Below are 26,200 nucleotides of genomic sequence, written 5' to 3' on the forward strand. Positions count from 1 at the left end.
CCTATATTTTTTTTAAAATTTTGCTCTTACACCAAAAGTAAATGTAGTTAGAGGTGCATAAAGACCTCTGTCAGAATTACCATTCTCACTAGTTGTAGGATTAAATCCATCTCTAGCTCCATTGAAATACAAGTTATCTCCAGAAACATACAAGTTAAGTCCTGCAAGTCCTATATTATCAAGCTGCTCACTACTAAATGTATATCCTAAAACAATATTATTAAGCGCTATAAAATCTGTTTTGGTTAAAAATCTTGTTGATTGTGAATTTACATTTGTAATAACCCTATCCGCTATAATTGGTACAGAAGTAATATCTCCTGGTTCTCTCCATCTATTACGAACATCTGTATGTCTATTTTGAGCTGTAATACCTCCATTATTATCATGCATTAATTCAGCATATTGACTATCATATCCCCATCCACCTATTGAATAAGTGAATTGTGTTGAAAGATTAAAGTTTTTATATCTAGCATTTAATCTAAAAGCTCCAGCTAAATCAGGAATTCCTGATTTATCAACATATTTTTCTGTAGCTTCTGAATAAGTCTTCGTCGTATCGCTTTGTATATCCGCATCAGGGTTTGCTTGAACGTATGGATACAATTCTGAAATACCTTCACCACTATCTAAGGTCCCGTTACTATTTAGGTCATCATAATACACATTCCAAGTTGGATACCCATCTTCAGGATCTACTCCTGCATATTCCCTCATGTAAAAATCATAGATAGAGCTTCCTTTAGAATAACCATAAAATGCAATATTTTGAAATACAGCAGGTTCCCCTGTTTCCGGATCAATTGGCATGGTTCGTATTTCATTATCATAAACAGCTCCGTTAACAGATAGATCTAATGTGAAATCTGTTGAATTTACAATATGCCCAGTAAGATCAAACTCAAGTCCACTATTTCGAAGTACTCCGTCATTTACAGTAACTGTTGCTACTCCTGAAGAAGGAGAGATTCTTCTAGTAAAGATAAGGTTATCAGTATCTTTTACATAATAGTCTATCGTTGCATCTAAAAATTTACCTAGACTAAATTCTACACCTACTTGATATTGATTTGAGGTTTCCCATGTTAATTCTGGATTAGCAAAAACTTCTGGAGATACTGCGAATTCTCCACCTACATTTGTAACTCCAAATGTATTAATCCCCTCATAAAATCCAATTCCTCCTTCATCACCTGTCTTTCCGTAAGAAGCCTTAAGCTTCAAAAAACGAAAAGTATTACTATCTAGTAAAAAATCCTCATTAGAAATTACCCAAGCACCTCCTATAGAACCAAAAGTATCCCATTTATTATTGGCGAACCTTGACGACCCATCTCTACGAATTGACGCTGTTAAATAGTACTTCCTATTAAAATTATAATTCAATTGTCCAAAATAAGACTCTAAGGTTCTTCCTTGTTCGAATCCTGTTGGTTGCTGTAAATTAACAATATAGTTGTCTAGAACACGTCCCTGTGGTATAATTGCTTTAGCTTTGAAAGCAGAATTTGAAGATTCCTGAAAATCATTACTTTCATGTGCTCCTAATATTTCAAAAGAGTGATTTCCAAAATCTTTACTGTAACGCAATAACTGTAAAAAGTTTGTAGTTACTGTTTCTGTTCCTCTTTCAAACAAATCACCTTCATTGGAAGTTGAAACTCCATAAAATTGATTTCCTACTGATTTGAATACATTATTAGAGTACTGCATTCCGAAAGTAGTTTCAAAGGTAAGCCCTTCTACGATATTTATTGTTGCATTAAAACTACCAATAACTTCATTTCTTTCTGTTGCATTATAATCATATATAGCTGATGCTATTGGATTCAAGTTATTCGAATTTGGTCGAGCTCTATATCCAGAATTAGAACCATAATCATATTGATTACCGCCAAAAATAGGATCTGGGACTAATTGATAATTATCATCCCTTAAAAAAACAGGATATATCGGATTCATTTTATCCGCGAATTCAAAAAGGTTTTCAGCACCATCTGTTTGACCATTATTAAGACTCTTAGAATATGTATATCCTAAATTAGCTTTTACTTTTAGCCAATCTTTGAGATTAGAGTCTACATTAATACGAGAAGTATATCTTTTATATCCAGTATTTATAGCGTAACCATCATCATCAAGGTAGCCGGCAGAAACAAAATATCTGTTCTTATCATTACCTCCACCCATTCTTAAATTAGCTTCTGTCCTGTAAGCTGAATTAAATGAGAGGTCTTCATAGCGCTCTGGCGTGTATCTTCTTGTAACGCCAGGTCGCACTTGACCTGTGTTAGGGTCTATCAATTCTGCTCCGTTATTAACATTCCACATGTTATAACCAGGAGCTAAATAACTATTTGCAGAAGTTCCAAATAAAAGATTATTTACTGTTCCTATCGGATCAGTGTTACCACTTAGTCTTTCTCTATTTACTTTAGCTTCCCAAATAAGACCTATAGATTCTTCAGGAGAAGTAATCACATCATACCTTGGTAATAGCTGAGTATTAATACCAGTTTTAACATCAACTTCAATATACTCTTTTTGAGAAGAACCAGATTTAGTTGTAATTAAGATAACACCATTTGCTCCACGAGATCCATAGATAGCAGTAGCTGTAGCATCTTTCAATATTGTTGTACTTTGAATATCGTTAGGGTTTATTGCATTTAAACTTGCTGTTTCTGTTCTTTCCCCATCAGCATCAATTGAACTGGTTGTTAAAGGCACACCGTCAACTACATAAAGAGGAGCTCTATTTCCATTTATAGATCCAAAACCACGAATACGAACTGTAGAAGAAGAACCAGGTTGTCCTGATGTATTAATTACATTAACACCCGCGGCCTCTCCTGCTAAAGACTGTGAAACATTCGAATAATTTTTTAATTCAATACTTTCGGCACTAATAGTAGTTGCAGTACCTGCAAAGGCTTCTTTTGTAGTTGTTCCATAACCTATTACAACAACTTCATCTAAAGCTTGTGCATCTTGCTTAAGTATAATATTAATGGCACTAGCAGCTCCAACTGTTCTTTCTTCGGTTTGTTGACCTACGTAAGAAAACACTAAGACTTTCCCCACAGTTGTAGAAATTGAATAATTTCCATCAAAATCTGTTTGGGTACCTGTGGTCGTACCTTTAACAGTTACATTTGCTCCGGGTAGTGGCAAACCATCTTGATCTGTAATGACCCCCGTAATTGTTTTCTCCTGTCCATAGGAGAATTGTAAAACTAACAACATAAAAAGTGTTAGCATCCAAGTAAATTTAGATCTCATATTTTAATTAATTTGAATTTAGCGTATCGCTAATATCATAAATAAATCTTAATATAAGTTATTTTTTCTATAAAATATAGAATATTGTAGCTATAAACTTACTCGCGAGTTTATTTTTCTTTCGAGATTAATAACTTATTTCATGTTAAATGAATAATGATTTAATATTCTGAAAGAAGGGAGTCATATATTAAAAAACCCACCAGAAAACTGGTGGGTCTAATAATTTATATATTTAAAATTGATTAATTAGGAAGTGTCCAAAAAACTGTGTAAACAGAAATGAGGCTGTCTGAAAAGGCAGTCTCTTAGACTTTACAAATCTGTCCCGTCCTAAAATAGCGATACACTAAAACTTTAGTGTAATGAAAACATCAACAAACATGGGTTATACGAAAAGAACCCAAAAAGACTACTCGCTTTCTTTTAAGCTACAAGTGGTAGAGGAAATAGAACCAGGTCAACTAGATCGGCTTTCCGCACATCTTAAATACGGTATACAAGCTAGGTCTACCATTACCTCTTGGTTGCATAAATATGGTACCTTTGATTGGGAAAACCTATCCGTTGTAACCATGGCCAAGACACCTGAACAAAAAATCATCGAACTAGAAGCTAAGGTAAAGCTACTTGAAAAGCAAAAAGCTAGAGCGGAGTATCTAGCCGAGCGCGCCGACAAGAAAGTAATCATCTTTGATATGCTTGTAAATATGGCCGAAAAAGAATATGACATTCAGATCAGAAAAAATTACAGGCCCGAGTTATTGAAAACTTCAAAGAAGAACAAAAGGAAACAATAGTTTCCACCTGTAACCTACTCGGGCTGGATAGACAGGTATATTATCGATCTATTAAATCTAGAAGCTATAAGCAATCTATAGCAAAACAAGTAATAGCCTTGGTCAGGGGGGTGCGCAATGTTATGCCTAAACTAAGTGCTAGAAAATTATACCATATTTTAAAACAAGAACTTACCGATTTAAAAGTAGGTAGGGATAAGCTGTTTAGAATACTTAAAGCAAATCATTTACTGATAACACCTAAAAAAAGTTATCATATAACAACGGACTCACATCATCGATTCAGAAAGCACAGGAACATCCTTAGTAATGTTGATATCATAAGACCTGAACAAATCTGGGTCGGCGATATTACCTATGTAGGTAACCGAAGTAAGCCATCATATCTAGCCTTGATCACAGATGCCTATTCAAAAAAGATAATGGACTATAATGTATCCAATACCCTCGCAGTAGATGGTTCCTTAGAAGCTCTCGATATGGCTTTAAAGAACAGGGTAAATAACGAAGAACCGTTGATACATCACTCCGATAGAGGTCTACAATATTGTTCAAACGAATATCAGCAATTATTGATTAAGAATAATATCAAAGCCAGTATGACAGAGAAGTATGATCCTTACGAGAACGCAATAGCGGAGAGAATCAATGGAATACTAAAGCAAGAATTTAATATCGCTAAAAGCATTAATGATGTCCAAGTAAAGAAAAAACTGATCAAAAATGCGATCCAGGTTTATAACAACCAAAGACCGCACTTATCCAATCATATGCTAACACCACAACAAATGCATCAACAAAACAAACTGATTAGAATACAGTACAAATCAAAAAAGCTTAACGATGCTAGCATCGTTAAGCTTTAAGTTATAAATTTAATCCTTTAATAATCTGTATCGGTTTTTTAGGACTAGACAATTAATTAATATAACTAATTGATAAAAGGATTATTTTGAATCTCATCTTGAGGAATATCAAATGAAAGTCTATCATCATCATAAGAGAATGACTCCCCAGCAAATGAAAGGTGATTTGGACCTCTTGTAATTGTTGCCTTATTACGCTTCATTGCTAAATAACTTTTACCCTCTCCCCATAACTCAATTCTAGTTTGAAGATAAATTTCATCTAATAAAGCCTGACCTGATAGAGCATCTACATAAGAAGGGTCTTCTACTCGTTCGTTTAATAATACTTTTAATGATTGAATAGCTGTACCTTCATCTCCTGTTTTTGCAGCTGCTTCAGCATGTAATAAGTACATTTCAGCAATTCTCATATAAACATAGTCTGTTTCTACACTACGCTGTCCTCCAACTTCACGACCTGGCGCATAAAATTTATTCAATGGAAATAAAACTCCATCTCCATATGCATCAACAAACTGATCTTTACGAACATCATCTTCTCGTATCGATTCATATAAACCATCATCTATTGATTTAGGGTCTCCAGCCCATGCATAGCTATAAGTAAACAAATCTACTTGTCCCCACCATGAAACTAGATCTAAACCATTATCAAGAGTGATGTCAGTACCCCACATCCAGCCTTTAGAACCTACATTATTAAATCCACCTAAAGCTTCTTCCTCGTTTGCCAAAATGAAACCTCCATTTGTAATAATGTCATTTGTGATAGTTTTAACCTCAGCATTTTTTCCCATAGAGGCATAAGTGTATGCTAATAAACCTTTAGCAACCCACTGATTTACTTCACTTTTATTAGCTCTTTCAAAAGTACTTAATAAACTAATCGCATCATTTAAGTCATTAATTATAAGGCTATAAACCTCATCAGTTGTAGATAATGGCTGATTTTCCTCTTCTGCTTCAGTATATATTGGCAAAATTTCCTCTGTTGGATTATACCCTTCTGTAAACAAATTAGCTAAATAAAAATAGCTATATGCTCTCATAGCTTTAGCTTGCCCCATACCATACTTACCTTCGTCAGTATCGGGTATAAAATCATTACCTCCAAGAGTTTTAATAACCATGTTTGCTCCAAGGATGATTCTATAATAGTATCTCCATGGTTTATAGTTTGCATTATCAGTATAATCTATAGTAGATTGCAGTTGAGAAATATCTGAATACCAACCATAAGTTAGACCAGCTAGCACCATATCTCCTGATAACATATCTGTATAAATATCGTATCCTTTTTGTCCAAAATCATCATGATCAAGATCAGTTCCTCCTGAACCAGTAGTAAACATAGTAGCATACAGTCCCCTTACAGTTCCTTCTTGCGTGGAAGGGTTTAATTCTGTTGCTTCGTCTATTTGATCTGAAGAAATAAATTCTGTAGGTTCTGTTTCTAAGAAATCATCCCCACAACTTGTAAGTGTCAATGCACCTACAAGGGCTGTAAAATATATTTTATATCTCATTTTTATTACTTTTCTAGTTAAAATTTAGCTCTTACTCCAAAGGTAATTGTAGATAATGGTGCATAAGTGTACCAACCAGAAGTACCCGCTTCACTTGTTGTAGGATTAAATCCATCACGTTCAGATAATAAGAATAAGTTATCTCCACTTATCCAGAACTCCATATCTGCAAGACCTATTTGATCAATGTAGTTTTTAGGAATCTGGTATCCGAAACGGATGTTATTTAAGCTTAAGTAATCTGCTTTAGTTAAAAACCTAGTAGATGTAGATGCGAAATTAGAATCTCCAGTAGCATTACTAGATAATCTAGGTACGTCTGTTACATCTCCTGGTTGTTGCCATCTGTCTAAAATATCAGTATGCCAATTGTTACCACCTACTTGATCATTACCCATTAATCTTGAATAAACAAAATCATAAGAATGTCCTCCAAGACCATATAAGAATTGAGCACTTAAACTAAATCCTTTATATCCTGTAGCTAATCTAAAAGCACCTCTAACATCTGGTATTGCAGATTTCCCTACAAACTTCTGAGTTGCTTCTTGATACACTTTAGTTTGAGTTTTACCAATAGCGTCCGCTCTTTCTGGATATTGTGCTAAATAATCTTGCATTGAGTTAATACTCTCTTCTCCACTCTGTAACTGTCCGTCACCATTAGCATCATAGAAATACTGATTCCACATTGCAGCACCATCTGCTGAATCTACACCTGCCCATTCTCTCATATAGAAATCATAGATAGAGTGTCCTTCAGCTTGACCAAAGTATCCATCGATATTTAAAATCTTTTCTTCACCTGTAGATGGGTCTATAGGCATTGTTGTTAATTCATTATTTAGTACTTCTCCATTAATACCAAAATCTAAATAGAAATCTTTAGTTTGAACTATATGAGATTGAATGTTAAATTCAATACCTGAATTTTTCAACTCTCCATCATTTACTTTTATAGATGAATACCCTATTGAAGGTCCAATTTTTCTATCAAAAATTAAATTATCAGTATTCTTAATGTAGTAATCTACAGAAATATCTAAATATTTACCTAGTCCCATTTCAACACCTGTTTGGAACATCTTAGATGTTTCCCAAGTCAAATCTGGATTTCCTTTAGTATCAAAAGCAAGAGAAACATCTCCATTTAAATTACTTACATTGTACAAATCATACCCTGGGTAATAACCTACACCACCTTGTTCTCCTATTAAACCGTAACTAGCTTTTAACTTTAAGTTGCTAAATACATTTTGATCTTGCATGAACTCTTCATTTGTAACTGCCCAAGCAGCTCCTAGAGAACCAAAAGTCCCCCACTTATCTTTTACAAATCTTGAAGACCCATCTCTTCTAACTGTTCCAGAAATAAAATATTTATTATCAAAGTCGTAGTTAATTTGACCAAAATAACTTTCTAGAGTAAAGTCTCTTGTATAAGAAGAAGGTGGATTAGTTCCTACTGCGTTATTAAGTTCATCTCCATCTGGAATAACTATGTTAAACTTATAAGCAGACAAATACTTTCTCTCCCAAGAATTTGCCTCATGTGCTACTAATGCTTCAAAACTATGGTCACCCCAGTCGTTTTTGTAACGCAATAAGTTTAGTATATTATATGAAAATAATTCTGTTTTTGTTTTATATATAGAACCTCCATTACTTGCACTAGGACCGTAAAATGGATTATCCACATTATCGTAACTTTGATTATAATACTGAATACCAACTCTATTCTCTAAAGTTAAGTGATCTGAGAAATGGATATTTAAAGCAGCATTTGTATTAATCTCGTGTCTCTTAGTTTTACTTGTTGCATAATTTGCATCCGCAATTGCATTTGTTAAACCTCCAAAACCACGACCATCTCCATAATCATATTGTGGACCACCGTAAATAGGATCTTCTACTATGTCTCCGTTAGTATCTCTTAAAAACAATGGATATATTGAAGGCATGTTATCTACAAACCAGAATACACTTCCAGAATCTTCAGTTTGCCCATTATTGTTTGCATCAGAAATAGTATAACCAACATTAACAGATCCATCTAACCAATCACGTACTTTATGAGCTACATTTAATCTTGTAGTAATACGCTCATAATCTGAATTAATTGTATATCCTTGATCTTTTAAGTAACCAAAAGATGTAAAGTAACTTGTTTGTTCGTTACTACCTCCTATTTTAAGGTTAGCTTCTAAACGACTAGCTGGCTGAAAAGCATAATCTTCCCAGTTCTCTGGATTATACTTTCTTGTAACACCTTCTCTAACTTGACCTGTTGTAGGATCTATTAATTCACCACCGTCTGCAACATTCCACATGTTGTATTTAGAATTAATACCTGATCTACTAAAAAGATTTTCATTAGCATAAGCAACAGGGTCTTCCCCTAGTAAGTTACCTCTATTGTAAAGTCCTTCCCAGCTTAAACCTATATACTCTTCTGGAGATGATATAGTACTTGAGCGAGGTATTAAACTCATGTTCTGACCTGTTTTTGTTTCTACTTCAATGTAAGAATCTTCTCCTCTTCCGTTTTTAGTAGTAATAACAATAACACCGTTAGCACCACGAGAACCATAAATAGCAGTTGCAGAAGCATCTTTCAAAATTGTTGTAGATTTAATATCTGCAGGGTTTATTGCACTAATGTTTCCTACAAAAGGAGCTCCATCTACAATATATAAAGGATCTCTATTACCATTTACTGATCCAAAACCACGAATACGAATCGTTGCAGATTCTCCAGGCTGGCCTGTAGTATTAATAACTCTAACCCCTGCTGCCTCTCCAGCTAATGCTTGAGAAATATTAGAAACACTCTTCTTATCAATAGACTCCGTGTCTATTGTAGTAGCTGTTCCTGTAAAAGATTCTTTGGTAGAAGTACTATATCCAACTACAATCACTTCCTCTAAAGCTTGAGAATCTTGCTTTAATGTTATATTAATAGTACTTGCAGCCCCAACTGTTCTTTCTTCTGTTTGTTGACCTACATAAGAGAATACTAAAACTTTCCCCACAGTTGTAGAAATTGAATAATTCCCATCAAAATCTGTTTGGGTACCTGTGGACGTACCTTTAACAGTTACATTTGCTCCGGGTAATGGCAAGCCATCTTGATCTGTAATGATCCCCGTAATTGTTTTCTCCTGTCCATAGGAGAACTGTAGAACTAACACCATAAATAGTGTTAGCATCCAAGTAAACTTCGATCTCATATTTTAATAAATTTGAATTTAGCGTTTCGCAATATCCTAATTATATCTTAAGCAATAAAAGAAATACAATAGAAGATACGACATTTAAAAGAGATTAATCGCTCTTTTATTGAAGTCAAATACTTTCTAAAGAAAGATTAATCCTACTAAATTATGAGATGCTATAAAATTTTATTAAATACTTAAAGATTCTTTAACTTAACAAATTCTTAAAAATCATTGCTTTTATATTTTTTTTAGCCATGTAAACTATACTTTTGTTATAAATTAACAAATCAATGAAGCAACTTATAGGACTCCTTATTATATCATCTTTTTTGCTTTTATCATGTAAGCAAAAAACCGCAATTACTCCAGATGATTTAATTGCATACACCCCAAGAAATGCTACAGCTGTAATTAAAATTAATGATTACCTATCTTTCAGAAGTGAATTGATTAATAATGATTTTATCAAGTTATTAAAGAAGAGTAGTCCATATCAAAATTCAACAACCTTATTAAAAACATTAAAATATTTAAATCCTAAAAGCCCTTCCATACTAGCTTTCAATGAGGTCGGAAAAGATGCTTTCGATTATACATTTATAAGTAAAAATCATAACAATCTATTTAATATAGACTCCACAATAAGTAGAGACATTAAAACTATTTCCTACGAAGGAGCAAATATTAAGGTTCTTACTATTGCTGACAAAAAATTATTTAGCACTTCTCTAGGAGATCACTTTGTGGGTTCCTCCTCTAGATTGATTATTGAGAACCTCATTAGAAACTCTGAAAATTTAGAAGCCGATCCTAAACTAAAAAAGCTTTACCAAGTAGCGCAGACAAATGTTCCTGCCAATTTATTTATCAATCACAAAAAAGGAAAAAGTTTCTTTAATAATGTGTTATCAGAAGACCTTGCTAATAATCTCACTGAATTTAACGACTGGACTTCTTTCGACTCAAATATTGCTCAAGACTATATAAAATTAAATGGGATTGCTATTGCCAGTGACTCTATAAGCAATACTCTTAATACATTTAAAAATAGTACACCTTCAACTAGTTATGCTGCTGAAATTGTCCCATTAAGCGCATCTTATTATTTGGCTTACCCAGCATTAAAAGGGAATGAATCTAAAATTCCACAAACTAAAGACTCCTTATTTCATAAGACAACAGAAATGATCGAAATAGGATTCCAAGAAGAAAAAGCTTTTGCTTTTACAGTAAGTGACAATATAGATTTTGAAGATCGGTTGCAGAAATTTGTAATTACTGAAGAAAAATACCGAGACTATTCAATATGGGAATTAAACGAAAACAGCCTGATAAAAACCCACTTTTCAAAGATTACTGAAGGAATTCCTACAAATTATGTTGCAAAAATAGATGATTTCTATGTCTTCACTGAAGATATGAGTTTAATAGAAGACCTCATTTCTAACTATCAGAATAGCGCTACACTTTCGCAGCTGCCTTCTTACAAGAATTTACGGAATGAATTAGCAGACGAATCTTCGATATTAGTTATTGGTAACTTAGAAAAGTTAAAAGAGAATGACGCGATACTTAGTGAAGAATTCAAAGAGACTATTGCTAAAGAATCTTTTAAAGATTATAAATTTATTGCGTTTCAATATATTGCGGAGGGAGATTTTGCTCATTTCCATGCGTTACTTAAAAAAGCGAATACTTCTACAGTTAACTCTAACATAATTACGCAGGTTTACAATACTACTTTAGATGCTGAAATCGCTACAAAACCCCAGTTTGTTTTAAATCACTACACAAAAAAGAAGGAAATTGTAGTTCAAGATGTTGAAAACAATCTTTATTTAATCGCTACAGATGGTAAAGTCCTGTGGAAAAAGGAATTAAATGGTAAAGTTTTGGGCGAAATCTCTCAAGTAGATTTGTACAGAAATGGACGTTTACAATTAGCGTTTAATACAACTGACAAAATGGTGATCTTAGACAGGAACGGAAACGAAGTATCTCCATTCCCTATCGATTTTAAAAATACGATAACGCAACCTTTAGCTGTTTTTGACTACAGCAACAACAAAGATTATCGTTTTGTTATTGTTATGGGTAAAAAAATAGAAATGTACAACCGTTATGGCAAGGTTGTAACCGGTTTTATTCTAGACGAAACGGAGAACACCATTATTAATAGTCCGAAGCATATACGTATTGGAAACAAAGATTATATTATCCTACAAGAGAGTGACGGAAAACTAGATATTCTTCACCGCACAGGAGATTTAAGAATCCGAACCCGTGGGTCTATAGATTTCTCAGGAAATGAAGTTTATTTATATGACAAGAAATTTACTACTACAAACACTTCAGGGGATTTAATTCAAGTAGATCAAAAAGGCGGGTTAAATAAAATTGAATTAGGATTGAAAGAAAATCATCTAATCGATGCTACATCGAATACCTTGGCTACTATTTCTGATAACATATTAACCATTAAAGACAATAAAGCAACATTAGATTTTGGAATCTACACAAAACCTAAGATTTTTTATATCAATGATAAGATATACGTTACTGTAACCGATAAGCAGACACATAAAGTTTATTTATTTGACAGCAATGCTACGCTTGTAAAAAACTTCCCTGTCTATGGAGATTCAGAAATTGATTTGGCAGATATAGATAATGACAAAAGACTAGAAATGGTTACTGTAGGTGATAAAAACTCTATAATATGTTATAAGATAAATTAGATATTAAAATCTAAAATCAATAAAAAAAGGAAGGATTAGCTTATTAAGCCAATCCTTCCTTTTTTATATAAGTTTTCAACTTATAATTTATCTATAAAAGTAGCTTCAAAAAGCTCCTGAAAATGTTTCTGAATTTTTAATTTCACCTCAGCTTCATTAACAGTGGTTTTTCCTAATTCTACATTGAGAGAAGTTACTCCCTTTCCACGAATCCCACATGGAATAATATTATCGAAATAACCCAAATTTGCATTTACATTCAACGCAAATCCATGCATAGTAACCCAACGAGAAGCACGAACTCCCATGGCGCAAATTTTTCTTGCAAACGGAGTCCCTACATCAATCCATACTCCTGTTTCTCCTTCACTACGGGTTGCAACGACTCCATATTCATCCAAAGTAAGAATGATAACTTCCTCTAAGAAACGTAAGTACTTATGAATATCAGTAAAAAAATTATCCAAATCTAAAATAGGATATCCTACAATTTGCCCTGGTCCATGGTAGGTAATATCTCCTCCTCTATTTATCTTATAGAACGTGGCTCCTTTTTCTTTCAACTGACTTTCACTAAGAAGTAAATTAGAAAGATCTCCACTTTTCCCTAATGTATATACATGGGGATGCTCTACAAACAAAAAATAGTTTGGAGTCTGTAAGTTTAATTCTTCACGGCGATTTCTAATTTTAATATCTAATATCTCCTTAAAAATCGATTCTTGATAATCCCAAGTTTCCTTATAGTCTTTGAGACCTAAATCTTGTATTAATACTTCTTTATTCAAACCTTATTTTTCTAAAACAATTTCTAAATTTAACAGATAGGGATCTGTTGCATAATCATACAAATCTACAACAATTGTAACAGTTTTTTTATCATCACTATATGTAGGGTTATAAAATGAGACAGATTCTATTTTCTTCGAAAAATGATACTTTAACACGTAGGAAGATTCCCTAAGATCCGCCCTTCCTTTGTATATCTCCCTTAAATCATTTCTTATTGAAACATATTTTTCTTCATCCAAAACCACTGTTTTTCTAGTAAATACATTTTCTTTATAAGAATAGATAACATGAGATAAAGATTTATTTGTAAGGGTAGGTATTAATACAGCATTATCTCTATAAGAAGCTAAATATCCTGCTACCATAAGAGTATAGATGTTACCAAAAACGTCTCCTAAATTCTTTATTGAATAAAAATCTTGATACAAATTTACTTTTAGCTCTGAATCCTTAAGATTAGTATAGTTATGAATTTTTATCCCAGCAACCGACTCCATTTTTTTTTGTAAATTTTTTGGTAAAAATTGCTCTATACTATCTTTTTGAATTCTTAAATAATCCTTTACCAAAATAGTTGTATCCAATACCCTAGGAGTAGTATCTAATTGCTGACTTCCAGAAATAGCATATTCCATGAATTTTTCACCATCGAATTCTAAATTAACCTTCCCATGCTCCTCTCCTTTGAAATATATTTCTTCAGTAAAAACACAACTAGATAATAAAAAAGCGCACAAAAGCACAACAAAGCATAGTAACTTAAACATTTACATATTTTAAAAAACCTTGTTGATAAAGGTACTATTTTACAATTTAGTAATTGTGCTATTTTTTTATTCGCTTTACCTAAATATTATCTATTAGGATTATTTAAAATAACTAAAGCTGCTATCACTCCCGGAATCCATCCGCAGAGAGTTAATAAGAAGACAATTATAATAGATCCGCACCCTTTGTCTAATACAGCTAAAGGCGGGAAAAAGATTGAAAGTAATACTCTCCAAATACTCATTTTTTTGATTTTTTTTGATTGATGTTTAATTCTATAAAATTCAGATTGATGATTTCTGAACATAAAAAACAAAGATAAAAAGTTAACCTTAACTAATAAGCAACTGCTAAATATCTTTTCTTATATGACGAATAAAGTTGCGTTTTGTTACAACCATTTTTGATTTATTTAATTTTTAAGGACTCCTATTATCAAAATATAGAATATAAAAAAAACGGCTTTATCATCTTTAATTGATAAAGCCATTTTATGTTTTTTCAATAAACTTATTTATTCATTTCTTTCTGAATAGAAGTTTTGACTTCTTGGAATTTATCTTTTAAATCTTGTGGTATTTTATTAGGAAAGTCTTTAACTTTTTTCAGTTTGAAAGAGAAGTAAATACTATAAATTCCTAAAGTTAAGAATGCTATTCCTGTCCAGATAACAACATTTAAACCTGCAAATAAAGGGTTCCATAATAATATAAATGAAAACAACAACCCTAAAACACCTACCAACATAAGGTTACCCCAATCTAGAACACCATAATTTTTTAAATCCATAGCATGTCCGATTGCTCCAATAGATTGAAACATAACCCAAAAACCAACATAAAAAGGCAAAGTTGCCATTGAAAGCTGTGGATTAGCTAATAATAAAATACCAAATATTAAGGATACAATACCAAAGAAAAGTAACCAACCCCAATTATCTATTTCCTTTCTATTAGAAATCGAAAGTATAATATTACTTATTCCTGAAAACAAAAAAGCTAAACTAAAAACTACAGATAGCGCTACGTATGAAGAAAGCGGAGATAGGAAAGTGTAAATAGCTACAATAATGAAGATAATACCGATAATAAGTGGAATATACCAGTGTTTTATCGTATTGTTAATGGTTTTAAAAAAATGTCTAGTCATGACTTTGTTTATTTATGTGTTAAACTTATTTTACATATTTATCTTTTAAAATGCACCTATTCTTAACACATACATTTACTCTGCATGTTAAGTACATTTAAAAGTTAAGTTTTCACAATTAACCATAACCAACGTTCTGTACAAAATTACGAAAACAATCTCAACAGAAACCATAAAATATTGTTAATCAATTATCAATAAAAATTGCAAAAAAACAATACCCTATAAAACAAATGCAGTATTAATTAAAAACCTTAGGTATATATAAGAATTCTAATTGCAAAACATTCACACCAAAGTGTTCTCTGTTCGCATAGGAAGTAGACCATTTAAAATTTGCATAAAACTTGTTTTTTGCAAACCAATATCCAGCCCCTACACCAAAAGTGCTTAGCCTATCTTTTACTGAATTATCCCAAGTAACATCCATTCCTGTATCTCTAGATACTTGCCAAGCATGTCCGCCTTGCACTACTAACTCTAAGCGTTCATTTAAAAAATGACTAACTCCATACTCTAATATAAGTCTACTTCCTGGCCTCACATCTGTATCTTTTATATCACTATGAAATTCATATGTTGGCATCGCAAAAAAAGCGGTCTGCTTTTCATTCAAATAATAATATCCAGCAAACTGAAACATATGCGACCAATACCCAACTCCTACATTATCTTCAGCTCCTGTTTTAAATCTTCCGGTAGGCGCTGTAAATAAATAACCTGTTGTAAGATCAAAATTCTTAAAAGCTTTAGACAGCAATAACGGAGAAACAGTTACATCCCCCATTCCGCTAGCACCACCATCAACCTTATATTCATTGTTATTTAACTGTCCAGTAAACAATCTAACATTTACAGAACTGTAGACTGGAGCTACCATAAAGAGATATTGCATTCCTCCTAGAAAAGATAACTCTGGAGATGCATAGTTAATCATCAAACTGTTTAAGTAGCCTGAAATATCAACATTTAAAGGAATCTCTCCTACCCCAGGAATATTAACCTGACTAACTTCATTTCCTTTAGCATCTAAAAATTTATTAGAGGTTAAAAAAACATTACTATCAAATATTAAAATTCCTGAAAATTCTGGTGCGGTGTAATCCCTAACTCCCATAATCCCGGGAATATAAGAGCCCGATTGTATTGAAGAAGCTGTTTGCTGCGCATAAAGTATTGCGTTAAAAAACAGAAACGTTATAAAAATTGCTTTTCTCATTATCATATTTAAAAATATGGCTTGAGGGAAAACCAATTACTACACTAATATAAGTTAAAAAAATTTAATTTATCACAAGAACTAGAACACATGAATCGCTATTAAATGATTAATTACAGATAAATCCATCAACTGTTATTAAATAGATTGATAGATTGTTAAATACTCCCTATCTTTGCAGGCTTAAAATGACAAAATAAATTATGCAACTTTCAGAACAGGAAATTATCCGAAGAGAAAAGCTTGGAAAGCTACGCGAATTAGGCATTAATCCTTATCCTGCCGATTTATATCCGGTAGATCACACCTCTAAAAAGGTCAAACAGAACTTTGAAGAAGATAAGAAAGTGGTACTTGCAGGGCGCTTAATGAGTAGACGTATCCAAGGGAAAGCTTCTTTTGCTGAATTACAAGATTCTGAAGGTCGTATTCAGTTGTATTTTAATAGAGACGAAATTTGTCCAGGTGAAGACAAAACAGCCTATAACGAAGTTTATAAAAAACTTCTCGATATAGGAGATATTATCGGTATTGAAGGAACACTTTTTACAACGAAGGTTGGAGAAAAAACTGTTTCAGTTAAAAACTTTACTGTATTAAATAAATCTTTACGCCCATTACCGTTACCAAAAGTAGACAGTGAAGGGAAAGTATTTGATGAATTTAATGACCCTGAGCTACGTTATCGTCAGCGCTATGTGGATCTTATTGTAAATCCACACGTTAAGGAAACTTTTCTTAAGCGTACAAAAATAACTACAAGTATGCGTGAGTTTTTTAATTCGCGAGACTATATAGAGGTAGAAACACCTATATTACAATCTATTCCTGGAGGTGCTACTGCACGCCCATTTGTTACGCATCATAATGCATTAAACATTCCGTTGTATTTACGTGTTGCCAATGAGTTGTACTTAAAAAGACTTATAGTTGGTGGCTTTGATGGTGTTTATGAGTTTGCTAAAGATTTCCGTAATGAAGGGATGGACAAAACTCACAATCCAGAGTTTACTGTAATGGAACTTTATGTTTCTTACAAAGATTACAATTGGATGATGAATATGACTGAGGAGCTCCTAGAAAAAGTTGCTACAGATGCCAATGGTACTGCAGTTGCTAAAGTTGGTAAAAACGAAATTAGCTTTAAAGCGCCTTATCCTCGTGTACCAATTTTACAAGCTATTAAAGATCATACTGGTTTTGATGTTGCTGGAATGAATGAAGAAGAACTCCGTGAAGTTTGTACAAAACTTGATATTCCTGTAGATGAAACAATGGGAGTTGGGAAATTGATTGATGAGATTTTTGGAGAAAAATGTGAACACAACTACATCCAGCCAACTTTTATCACCGATTACCCTAAAGAAATGAGTCCGCTTACCAAAGAACACAGAACAAACCCTGCGTTAACAGAGCGTTTTGAGTTGATGGTAAACGGAAAAGAATTGGCAAATGCATATTCTGAGCTTAATGATCCGATAGACCAAAGAGAGCGTTTTGAAGAGCAACTTAAACTTTCTGAAAAAGGAGACGATGAAGCGATGTTTATCGATCAAGATTTCTTAAGAGCTTTAGAATACGGTATGCCTCCTACTTCTGGAATCGGAATTGGGATAGACCGTTTGGTGATGTTACTTACAAATAATGCTTCTATCCAAGAGGTATTATTCTTCCCACAGATGCGTCCTGAGAAAAAAGCGGAAGTAGCTTTAAGTGATGATGAAAAATTAGTTTTTGAATTACTAAAAAAAGAAACTAAAATGCCATTGAATGACCTTAAAGAACAATCTGGATTAAGTAATAAAAAATGGGATAAAACCATAAAAGGACTTACAAAACACAAAGTTGTAAAAGTTTCAAAAACTGATGACGGATTATTTTGTGAAGTATTGTAATATTTATATTTAGCTCTCAAGAGCGTTCTATAAAATAAAAAGAGGAGTTACTGTTTAAGCAATAACTCCTCTTTTTTATTTGAATACAAAAACTCTTATTCCTCAAAAGGCTTTCCTGCTTTTTCCCAAGCATCAAAGCCTCCATCTAGATTTACTATATTTTTATATCCTAATGAGTCTAAAATTTTAGCTGCGACTGCACTTCTTCCTCCTGCCTTACAATACAAATACACACTCTTAGATTTATCTACTTTTTTTACTTCAGCAATAAAAGCATCATCTTTTACATTTATATTTTTGGCTTCTTTTAAATGCCCAGCTTTAAATTCATCTGGAGTTCTTACATCAATCAAAACCAATTCATCTGAAGATTCCATGTTAAAAGTAGTAATATCCATTTCCTTAACTTGAGAAAATGCTAATTGAGCGGTCACTAGAAAAAGTAGCATTATATATTTTTTCATCAAAAATGTATTTGTAAGTATTTAAAACTAATTTGTAATAGTTGTAAGCAAATATAATTACAGAATAATAGATTATGTAGAATTTCTTCTGAAATTGTAAAATGACAAAAGCTATTATTAAACTTTTTATCATACTTTTGATATAAATTAATTTTAGAGTGCCTAAAAACAAATTAGATCCTTCAAAGTGGGTAGATCATTACGCCGATTACCTTTTTAACTACACCATTACTCGAGTTAACGATGCTATCGTAGCTGAAGATTTGGTGCAGGAAACTTTTTTAGCAGGACTTAAATCTGCTAAAAACTTTAAAGGAGAGGCAGCTGAGCGTACATGGCTAATTTCTATTCTGAAAAGAAAAATCATTGATCATTATCGAAAAATAAATTCTAATAAAGGTAAAGCTGAAGTTAGAATGGGATTTTCTAATCGAGAAGATCAAGAAGGAGATTGGCTAGAAGATAATGTAGCAGATCCCTTTGATATCAATGCTGAAGACGCTTTGCAGAATGAAGAGTTAGGAATAGCTATTCAAGAATGCTTAATGAAACTTCCTAAAAAACAAGCAGATGTTTTTATAAAAAAAACAATTCAAGGAATGGACACTGAAGATATTTGTAAAGAATTAAATATCTCTGCGTCTAATCTATGGGTTATAGTCCATAGAGCTCGAACTGCATTAATGGATTGCCTAGAAAATAATTGGTTTAAAAAATGAATAATAAGAAGAATTTCTTTTTTGTCTCTTGTGAAGAGGCCCAACATATTTGTGATAAAATGCAATATGGAGAGGCTACTTTATTAGATAAGATTAAGTTAAGTTGCCGCCTAATATGGTGTAATGCTACAAAATCATATAGCAAACGTAACGCTACCCTAACACAACTTTGCAAAGAGGCAGAGATTAAAACAATGGATCCTAAGAAGAAACAGGAGTTGAAAAAAAAATTGAATGCAGATCAATCTGAAGCATCCAAATAATTATTTATACGCTACTAATTAATAGGCATTAACTACATAATAACAAAAGCAACCACCAGATTACAGGAATACTTTCCACAAAAAAACTTGAAAAATATACTGCTTGCTTCTTTTTAGAAAATAAAATTGCCGTCAGAAGTATCAATCCTACAAATACTTCTACATACATCACCTTATGATTAATATACAATTCGCTTTTAAAGAATGTAAGCACTAAAAAAACACCTACCAATAGAACACCTACTCTTTTCACCCCTCTCACTCCTAACACTTGAGGAAGCGTATGTAACCAAGATTCATCGGTTTTTAAATCACGAATTTCAAAAGGAATCATCAATATTATAATAAATACAAAACGCTGTATCATTTCTAAAACAGCTGTTGTAGTTATAGGTAAATCGTTATTTAAAAGTGGTAATATCACTGTAGAAACAGACCATGTAATCCCAACAATATAAATTTTCACTCCTTTTAAGCTTCTAAAATTTCGTTTTGTAGATAGCGCAGGAACTACATACAAAAAGGCCAAAATTACAAGTCCAGCCGCCGAAACCAACGTTTTTAAATTCAGCTTAAAAATATAATAAGCTGCAAATAAGAAGCATAACATACTAAATAGCTGAATACTCTTTATATATTTTTGAGTGATAAAAACATAGTGTTTTGCTAGCGGACTATACTTTATAAAACTATACTCTACTATGGTCCCAAAAAAGAGCGCATTAGCAATTACTGCATCATATGTTATATCAAAATTCAACATTGTAACCCTTGCCAATGCATAAACTGCAAAAGCAACGTGAATACTAGCGTCTAAATAAAAATTAAAAGCTCTCTTAAACAACTTCATTTCAACGATATAGATATCTAATATAAATTAATCAACACACTGTTTAAAACTTTAGTTAAAGCCTTTTAAAAGTACTTTTTTAACCAAATATAATATGTATTTTTGCGCAAATTAAAACATTTTTAGACGGTTATAATGAAAACAGACTCTTTTGTTACCCGCCATATTGGCCCCCAAAAAGATGATTTAAGCACCATGTTCTCTACAGTAGGTGTTAATAATATGGATCAGCTTCTCTACGAAACGTTTCCTGATGGGATCCGACTAAAATCGGATCTTGATCTTCCAGAAGCAATGACGGAGTATGAGTATCTAGCTCATTTAAAGCAGGTCGCTACTAAAAATAAAGTATTTAAAACCTATATTGGTCTTGGTTACCACGAATCTATAGTTCCATCTGTTATCAAGAGAAATATTCTTGAAAACCCAGGTTGGTATACTGCATACACGCCTTATCAAGCAGAAATTGCACAAGGTAGATTGGAGGCTTTATTAAACTTCCAAACAATGGTTTGCGATCTTACTGGAATGGAACTTGCAAATGCATCTTTATTAGATGAAGGTTCTGCAGCAGCAGAAGCTATGTCTATGCTATTTGGTGTAAGAAGCAGAGAGCAGAAAAAGAACGGAGTGAATAAATTTTTCGTTTCTGAAGAAGTTTTACCACAAACGCTTTCTGTTTTAAAATCGCACGCTAGTCCACTAGAAATTGAACTTGTAATTGGTGATCATACTACTTTTGATTTTTCTACTGAATTTTTTGGAGCCTTTTTACAGTACCCAGGAAAATACGGTTCTGTATTTAACTATTCAGAGTTTGTATCGAATGCTAATGATAATGGAATCAAAGTAGCTGTGGCTGCAGATATATTAAGCTTAGTAAACTTAACTCCTCCAGGAGAGTTTGGAGCCGAAGTTGTTGTAGGAACTACACAGCGTTTTGGAATTCCATTAGGTTACGGAGGTCCACATGCTGCATTTTTTGCAACAAAAGAAGCCTATAAACGTAACATTCCAGGGAGAATTATAGGGGTTACTAAAGACACCGATGGCAACCGTGCATTACGTATGGCGCTACAAACAAGAGAGCAACATATAAAAAGAGACAAAGCTACTTCCAACATTTGTACAGCTCAAGTTCTTTTGGCTGTTATGGCTGGAATGTACGCAGTTTACCACGGTCCAAAAGGATTAAAATATATAGCTGATAAAGTTCATAATTCGGCAATTGCACTTTCTAAAGCATTAACAGATTTAGGATACGATCAATTAAACGAATCTTACTTCGACACTATCTTAGTAAAAGCAGATGCGCAACATGTTAAAAGTATTGCTGAATTAGAAAATGTGAACTTTTTATATGCTGAAAGTGACAAAGTTGCTATTTCTATAAATGAAGCCACTACACTAAAAGACTTAAATAAAATAGTGCAGATCTTTGCTGATGCAGCAGGGAAAAACACTATAACCATAAATCAATTAATCGAGAATACCGCTGTATTAAATGGTAGTTCTCGTGTTTCTCCTTTCTTAGAGAATGAGGTATTTAACTCATATCACTCAGAAACGGCATTAATGCGCTACATTAAGAAATTAGAGCGTAAAGATCTTGCACTAAATCACTCTATGATTTCTTTAGGATCTTGTACCATGAAGCTTAATGCTGCATCAGAAATGCTACCACTAAGTTGGGACGAATGGGGAAATATACACCCTTTTGTACCTGTAGATCAAGCAGAAGGCTACCAAGAAGTTCTTAAAACTTTAGAAGAGCAATTAAATGTTATTACAGGTTTTGCTGGAACTTCGCTACAACCAAACTCTGGAGCTCAAGGAGAATACGCTGGACTTCTAGTAATCCGTGCTTACCATAAATCCCGTAACGAACAACATAGAAACATCTGTTTAATTCCAGCTTCTGCTCACGGAACTAATCCTGCTTCTGCTGTTCTTGCTGGAATGAAAGTTGTAGTAACAAAAACAGACGAAAAAGGAAATATAGATATTGAAGACCTTCGTGAAAAAGCAGAGAAGCATAAAGATAATCTTGCTGCTTTGATGGTTACTTATCCATCTACACACGGAGTATTTGAATCTTCTATTAAAGAAATCACGCAGCTTATCCATGACAATGGTGGACAAGTTTATATGGACGGTGCAAATATGAACGCACAAGTAGGACTTACAAATCCTGCTACTATTGGCGCAGACGTTTGTCATTTAAACCTACATAAAACTTTTGCTATTCCTCACGGTGGTGGTGGTCCTGGAGTTGGTCCTATTTGTGTTGCAGAACATTTAGTATCGTTTTTACCTTCTAATCCTGTTATTAAAACAGGTGGAGAAAATGGAATCGACGCAATATCTGCAGCTCCATGGGGAAGCTCATTAGTTTGCTTAATTTCCTACGGATATATTAAAATGTTAGGTGCAGGAGGCTTAAAACAGTCTACAAGCATGGCAATTTTAAATGCAAACTATATTAAAAATAGACTGAGTGGATCTTTTGATGTTCTTTATACAGGAGAAAAAGGAAGAGCAGCACACGAAATGATTATTGACTGTCGTCCATTTAAAGCTAAAGGAATTGAAGTAACTGATATTGCAAAAAGACTTATCGATTACGGTTTCCACGCTCCTACAGTATCATTTCCAGTTGCTGGAACAATGATGATTGAGCCTACAGAAAGTGAAAATTTAGCTGAATTAGATCGTTTTTGTGATTCTCTTATAGCAATTACTAAAGAAATTGAAGAGCTAGAAGAAGGAGATACAAATAATGTTTTAAAGAACGCTCCTCATACTTTAAAAATGCTGACTGCTACAGATTGGGACTTCCCTTACTCTAGAGAGAAAGCAGCATATCCTATGGACCATATTGCAGATAATAAGTTCTGGCCAACGGTAAGACGTGTGGACGAAGCTTATGGAGATCGTAATTTAATGTGTACTTGTGCACCTATTGAAGATTACATCGATGCATAAAAAAAGTGTATAAACACTATGAATATTTAAAAGCCTTTCATTAACTTGAAGGGCTTTTTATTTTAAAACCAGCTAGTAAGCTTAAAAAAACTTACGTTGGGCATCGTAAAATAAATTATGCATGCATAACATATTATGTATATAATCGTACCTTTGGCAAAATTGACTCTCAATGAATATAAAGATTACGGGAACAGGAAGCTATATTCCATCTCAAGTGACTGCTAACAGCTCATTCTCGAAGCATGAATTTTTAAATGCCGACGGGAGTCCCTTTAAGCACGCTAATGAAGTTATCATACAAAAATTCAAAGCCATAACCGGAATTGAACAAAGGAGGTATGTTAACGACCAATACACAACTTCAGATATTGCATTTTTTGCTGCTGAAAAGGCTATTGAAGACGCTAAAATAGATAAAGAAACTATAGATTATATCATTGTTGCTCACAATTTTGGCGATATTAAAAAAGGAACTATCCAATCGGATATGGTTCCGAGTATTGCTTCTAGAGTGAAGCATTCGCTAAAAATAAAAAATCCAAGATGTGTTGGTTATGATGTTCTTTTTGGATGCCCTGGTTGGATTGAAGGCGTTGTACAAGCACATGCTTTTATAAAAGCTGGAATAGCAAAAAGATGCCTTGTTATCGGAGCAGAAACACTTTCTAGAGTTGTAGATGATCACGATAGAGATTCTATGATTTATTCTGATGGTGCTGGCGCTACAATCATTGAAGCTACCGAAGAGGAAGGCGGAATAAAATCTCATCTTTCTGCTACCCATGCGCATGATGAGGCTTACTATCTTTTTAACGGATGTTCTTATAACAAAGATGCAGATCAAGACACGAAGTACATAAAAATGTATGGTCGCAAGATCTACGAATTTGCTGTAACCCACGTTCCAAAAGCAATGAAGGAGTGTCTGGATAAAAGCGGATATGGTATTGATGATGTGAAAAAAGTTTTTATCCATCAGGCGAACGAAAAAATGGATGAAGCCATCTTACAGCGTTTTTATAAATTATATGATAAAACAATTCCTGAAGGTATTATGCCTATGACTATTCAAGAACTTGGAAACAGCTCTGTAGCTACGATTCCTACGTTATTTGATTCTGTAAAAAAAGGAATGGTGAAAAATCAGGAAGTACATAAAGGAGATGTTGTTATATTTGCAAGCGTTGGCGCTGGTATGAATATAAATGCGCTCGTTTATAAAATATAATATGTACGAAAATAGCTTTCCAAACAAACGCTATAAAAAAACAATAGAATTTCTAGAATCTTCTATTAACAAACCTGCAAATATCTTAGACTTAGGGGTTAAAAACCCCTTTAGTGAGATTATGCAATCTCGTGGCTATGAAGTAGAAAATACAGGAGGTGAAGATTTAGATAATGATTTCAATACTGTTTTAAATTCTGACGCTTCTGTAGTTACTGCCTTCGAAATTTTCGAACACCTTATTGCTCCTTATAATGTGCTTAAAAACATAAAGGCTGATAAATTAGTTGCTTCTGTTCCGTTAAAATTGTGGTTTTCTCCTGCTTATAGAAGTAAAACTGATATGTGGGACAGACATTATCATGAGTTTGAAGATTGGCAATTCGATTGGCTTTTAGAAAAAGCTGGTTGGGAAATTAAAAGTCGTGATAAATGGACAAATCCTGTTAAGAAAATAGGACTTAGACCTTTACTACGTACTTTTACTCCGAGGTATTATATTGTCTATGCGGAAAGAAAGCAATAATATATCTGGCGTTATGGAATATTATGTTGTTATCCCAGCACATAACGAAGAGGCCTTTATAGCGCTAACTTTAAATAGCTTAACCCAGCAAACATTACTCCCAAAAAAGGTAATTGTAGTAAATGACAATTCATCTGATACGACAGAAAACATTATAGATTCTTTTACTGCTGAATACAATTTTATAGAGAAGCTAAATTTAGTTTCTTCTTCAGAGCACATGCCTGGAAGTAAAGTTGTTAACGCCTTCAACAAAGGACTTGAAAAGCTGGATGATAATTATGACTTCATTGTAAAATTAGATGCCGACCTTATTCTTCCTGAAAATTATTTCAAAACGATTGCCACTATCTTCCAAGAAGATAATAAGATAGGTATTGCTGGAGGTTTTGTTTATGAAAAAAATGAAACTGAAGAATGGACACTTAATCATCCGATGGACAAAAATCATGTTCGCGGTGCTTTTAAGGCCTATACTAAAGCTTGTTTTAAAGCTATTGGCGGCCTAAAAACAGCAATGGGATGGGATACGGTAGATGAACTCCTTTGCAAATATCATGGTTTTTCTACACAAACAAAAGACAGTCTTAAAGTAAAACATTTACGCCCTACAGGGAAATCATACAATAAAAAAGCGAAGCTCCTACAAGGGAAAGCGATGTACACCATGCGATACGGTTTCTTAATTACCGCCATCGCTTCTGCTAAAATGGCTTTAAAGCAAAATAAACTTCAGACTTTTATAGATAATATGAAAGGCTTTATGAATGCTAAAAAGAATAACACCCCTTTTTTAGTTTCTGAAGAAGAAGGTGATTTTATTAGAGCATATCGGATAAAAAATATTAAAAGAAAACTTTTTTAGCCCTGATTGAAGCGGCATCCTTTTAAAAAAACAGCCTT

20 protein-coding genes are annotated in these 26,200 nt (G+C 33.2%); 10 read left to right on the forward strand and 10 right to left on the reverse strand.

Annotation, left to right across the window (positions count from 1 at the left end; all coding sequences use genetic code 11):
- Window positions 1–12: 12 nt before the first annotated feature.
- A complete protein-coding gene (locus ACN0TY_RS14775) occupies window positions 13–3,285 on the reverse strand; it encodes a SusC/RagA family TonB-linked outer membrane protein (protein ID WP_417445100.1) in 3,273 nt (1,090 codons plus the stop codon).
- A 365-nt stretch (window positions 3,286–3,650) separates the two neighbouring features.
- On the opposite strand from ACN0TY_RS14775, the gene ACN0TY_RS14780 reads away from it, so the two are divergent.
- Window positions 3,651–4,085, forward strand: a complete 435-nt coding sequence (locus tag ACN0TY_RS14780) for a hypothetical protein (protein WP_417445101.1) — start codon at window positions 3,651–3,653, stop codon at window positions 4,083–4,085.
- 23 nt (window positions 4,086–4,108) lie between these two features.
- A complete protein-coding gene (locus tag ACN0TY_RS14785; protein WP_417445167.1) occupies window positions 4,109–4,951 on the forward strand; it encodes an IS3 family transposase in 843 nt (280 codons plus the stop codon).
- A 65-nt stretch (window positions 4,952–5,016) separates the two neighbouring features.
- On the opposite strand, the gene ACN0TY_RS14790 is transcribed toward ACN0TY_RS14785, so the two are convergent.
- Together ACN0TY_RS14790 and ACN0TY_RS14795 are read right to left on the reverse strand one after the other, a co-directional pair.
- Window positions 5,017–6,480, reverse strand: coding sequence for a RagB/SusD family nutrient uptake outer membrane protein (locus ACN0TY_RS14790; protein ID WP_417445102.1), 1,464 nt, complete (start codon window positions 6,478–6,480; stop codon window positions 5,017–5,019).
- 17 nt (window positions 6,481–6,497) lie between these two features.
- The gene (locus ACN0TY_RS14795) at window positions 6,498–9,710 is read right to left on the reverse strand and encodes a SusC/RagA family TonB-linked outer membrane protein (protein WP_417445103.1); all 3,213 of its coding nucleotides are present in this window, start codon (window positions 9,708–9,710) and stop codon (window positions 6,498–6,500) included.
- Window positions 9,711–9,988: 278 nt separating this feature from the next.
- Here ACN0TY_RS14795 and ACN0TY_RS14800 point away from each other — a divergent pair, with 278 nt between their 5' ends.
- Entirely contained in the window at window positions 9,989–12,436 is a 2,448-nt protein-coding gene (locus ACN0TY_RS14800; protein ID WP_417445104.1) for a ribonuclease HII, read from the forward strand.
- 80 nt (window positions 12,437–12,516) lie between these two features.
- Here ACN0TY_RS14800 and lipB read toward each other — a convergent pair whose 3' ends face one another.
- The 5 genes from lipB to ACN0TY_RS14825 form a co-directional block, all read right to left on the reverse strand.
- Window positions 12,517–13,224: a lipoyl(octanoyl) transferase LipB gene (lipB, locus tag ACN0TY_RS14805; protein ID WP_417445105.1), complete on the reverse strand. Its 708-nt coding sequence runs from the start codon at window positions 13,222–13,224 to the stop codon at window positions 12,517–12,519.
- Between the two features lie 3 nt (window positions 13,225–13,227).
- Complete coding sequence (locus ACN0TY_RS14810; RefSeq protein WP_417445106.1) at window positions 13,228–13,995, reverse strand: hypothetical protein; 768 nt, start codon at window positions 13,993–13,995, stop codon at window positions 13,228–13,230.
- Window positions 13,996–14,081: 86 nt separating this feature from the next.
- The gene (locus tag ACN0TY_RS14815; protein ID WP_236959854.1) at window positions 14,082–14,240 is read right to left on the reverse strand and encodes a YqaE/Pmp3 family membrane protein; all 159 of its coding nucleotides are present in this window, start codon (window positions 14,238–14,240) and stop codon (window positions 14,082–14,084) included.
- Window positions 14,241–14,506: 266 nt separating this feature from the next.
- Entirely contained in the window at window positions 14,507–15,145 is a 639-nt protein-coding gene (locus ACN0TY_RS14820; RefSeq protein ID WP_417445107.1) for an HdeD family acid-resistance protein, read from the reverse strand.
- A gap of 241 nt (window positions 15,146–15,386) precedes the next feature.
- Window positions 15,387–16,364: a SphA family protein gene (locus tag ACN0TY_RS14825; protein ID WP_417445108.1), complete on the reverse strand. Its 978-nt coding sequence runs from the start codon at window positions 16,362–16,364 to the stop codon at window positions 15,387–15,389.
- A gap of 203 nt (window positions 16,365–16,567) precedes the next feature.
- Between ACN0TY_RS14825 and lysS the strand changes: the two genes are divergently transcribed.
- Complete coding sequence (gene lysS, locus ACN0TY_RS14830) at window positions 16,568–18,259, forward strand: lysine--tRNA ligase (RefSeq protein WP_417445109.1); 1,692 nt, start codon at window positions 16,568–16,570, stop codon at window positions 18,257–18,259.
- A 95-nt stretch (window positions 18,260–18,354) separates the two neighbouring features.
- Here the strand turns inward: lysS and ACN0TY_RS14835 are convergent, their stop codons facing one another.
- Window positions 18,355–18,723 (reverse strand): rhodanese-like domain-containing protein, encoded by a 369-nt coding sequence (locus ACN0TY_RS14835; protein WP_417445110.1) that lies wholly within the window; start codon window positions 18,721–18,723, stop codon window positions 18,355–18,357.
- A gap of 158 nt (window positions 18,724–18,881) precedes the next feature.
- On the opposite strand from ACN0TY_RS14835, the gene ACN0TY_RS14840 reads away from it, so the two are divergent.
- Window positions 18,882–19,442: a sigma-70 family RNA polymerase sigma factor gene (locus ACN0TY_RS14840; RefSeq protein WP_417445111.1), complete on the forward strand. Its 561-nt coding sequence runs from the start codon at window positions 18,882–18,884 to the stop codon at window positions 19,440–19,442.
- A complete protein-coding gene (locus ACN0TY_RS14845; RefSeq protein WP_236959848.1) occupies window positions 19,439–19,705 on the forward strand; it encodes a hypothetical protein in 267 nt (88 codons plus the stop codon). The genes ACN0TY_RS14840 and ACN0TY_RS14845 overlap by 4 nt, the downstream gene beginning before the upstream one ends.
- A gap of 28 nt (window positions 19,706–19,733) precedes the next feature.
- On the opposite strand, the gene ACN0TY_RS14850 is transcribed toward ACN0TY_RS14845, so the two are convergent.
- Window positions 19,734–20,555, reverse strand: a complete 822-nt coding sequence (locus ACN0TY_RS14850; RefSeq protein ID WP_236959847.1) for a hypothetical protein — start codon at window positions 20,553–20,555, stop codon at window positions 19,734–19,736.
- A gap of 135 nt (window positions 20,556–20,690) precedes the next feature.
- Between ACN0TY_RS14850 and gcvP the strand changes: the two genes are divergently transcribed.
- From gcvP to ACN0TY_RS14870, 4 genes are all read left to right on the forward strand, one after another.
- Window positions 20,691–23,540: an aminomethyl-transferring glycine dehydrogenase gene (gene gcvP, locus ACN0TY_RS14855; RefSeq protein WP_417445112.1), complete on the forward strand. Its 2,850-nt coding sequence runs from the start codon at window positions 20,691–20,693 to the stop codon at window positions 23,538–23,540.
- Window positions 23,541–23,712: 172 nt separating this feature from the next.
- Window positions 23,713–24,771, forward strand: a complete 1,059-nt coding sequence (locus ACN0TY_RS14860; RefSeq protein ID WP_417445113.1) for a 3-oxoacyl-ACP synthase III family protein — start codon at window positions 23,713–23,715, stop codon at window positions 24,769–24,771.
- Between the two features lies 1 nt (window position 24,772).
- Window positions 24,773–25,297, forward strand: coding sequence for a methyltransferase (locus tag ACN0TY_RS14865; RefSeq protein ID WP_236959844.1), 525 nt, complete (start codon window positions 24,773–24,775; stop codon window positions 25,295–25,297).
- 13 nt (window positions 25,298–25,310) lie between these two features.
- Window positions 25,311–26,162, forward strand: a complete 852-nt coding sequence (locus tag ACN0TY_RS14870) for a glycosyltransferase family 2 protein (RefSeq protein ID WP_417445168.1) — start codon at window positions 25,311–25,313, stop codon at window positions 26,160–26,162.
- Window positions 26,163–26,200: the final 38 nt, after the last annotated feature.

It is taken from the genome of Joostella sp., assembly GCF_048266025.1.
Taxonomy (GTDB): Bacteria; Bacteroidota; Bacteroidia; order Flavobacteriales; family Flavobacteriaceae; genus Galbibacter; species Galbibacter atrarenae.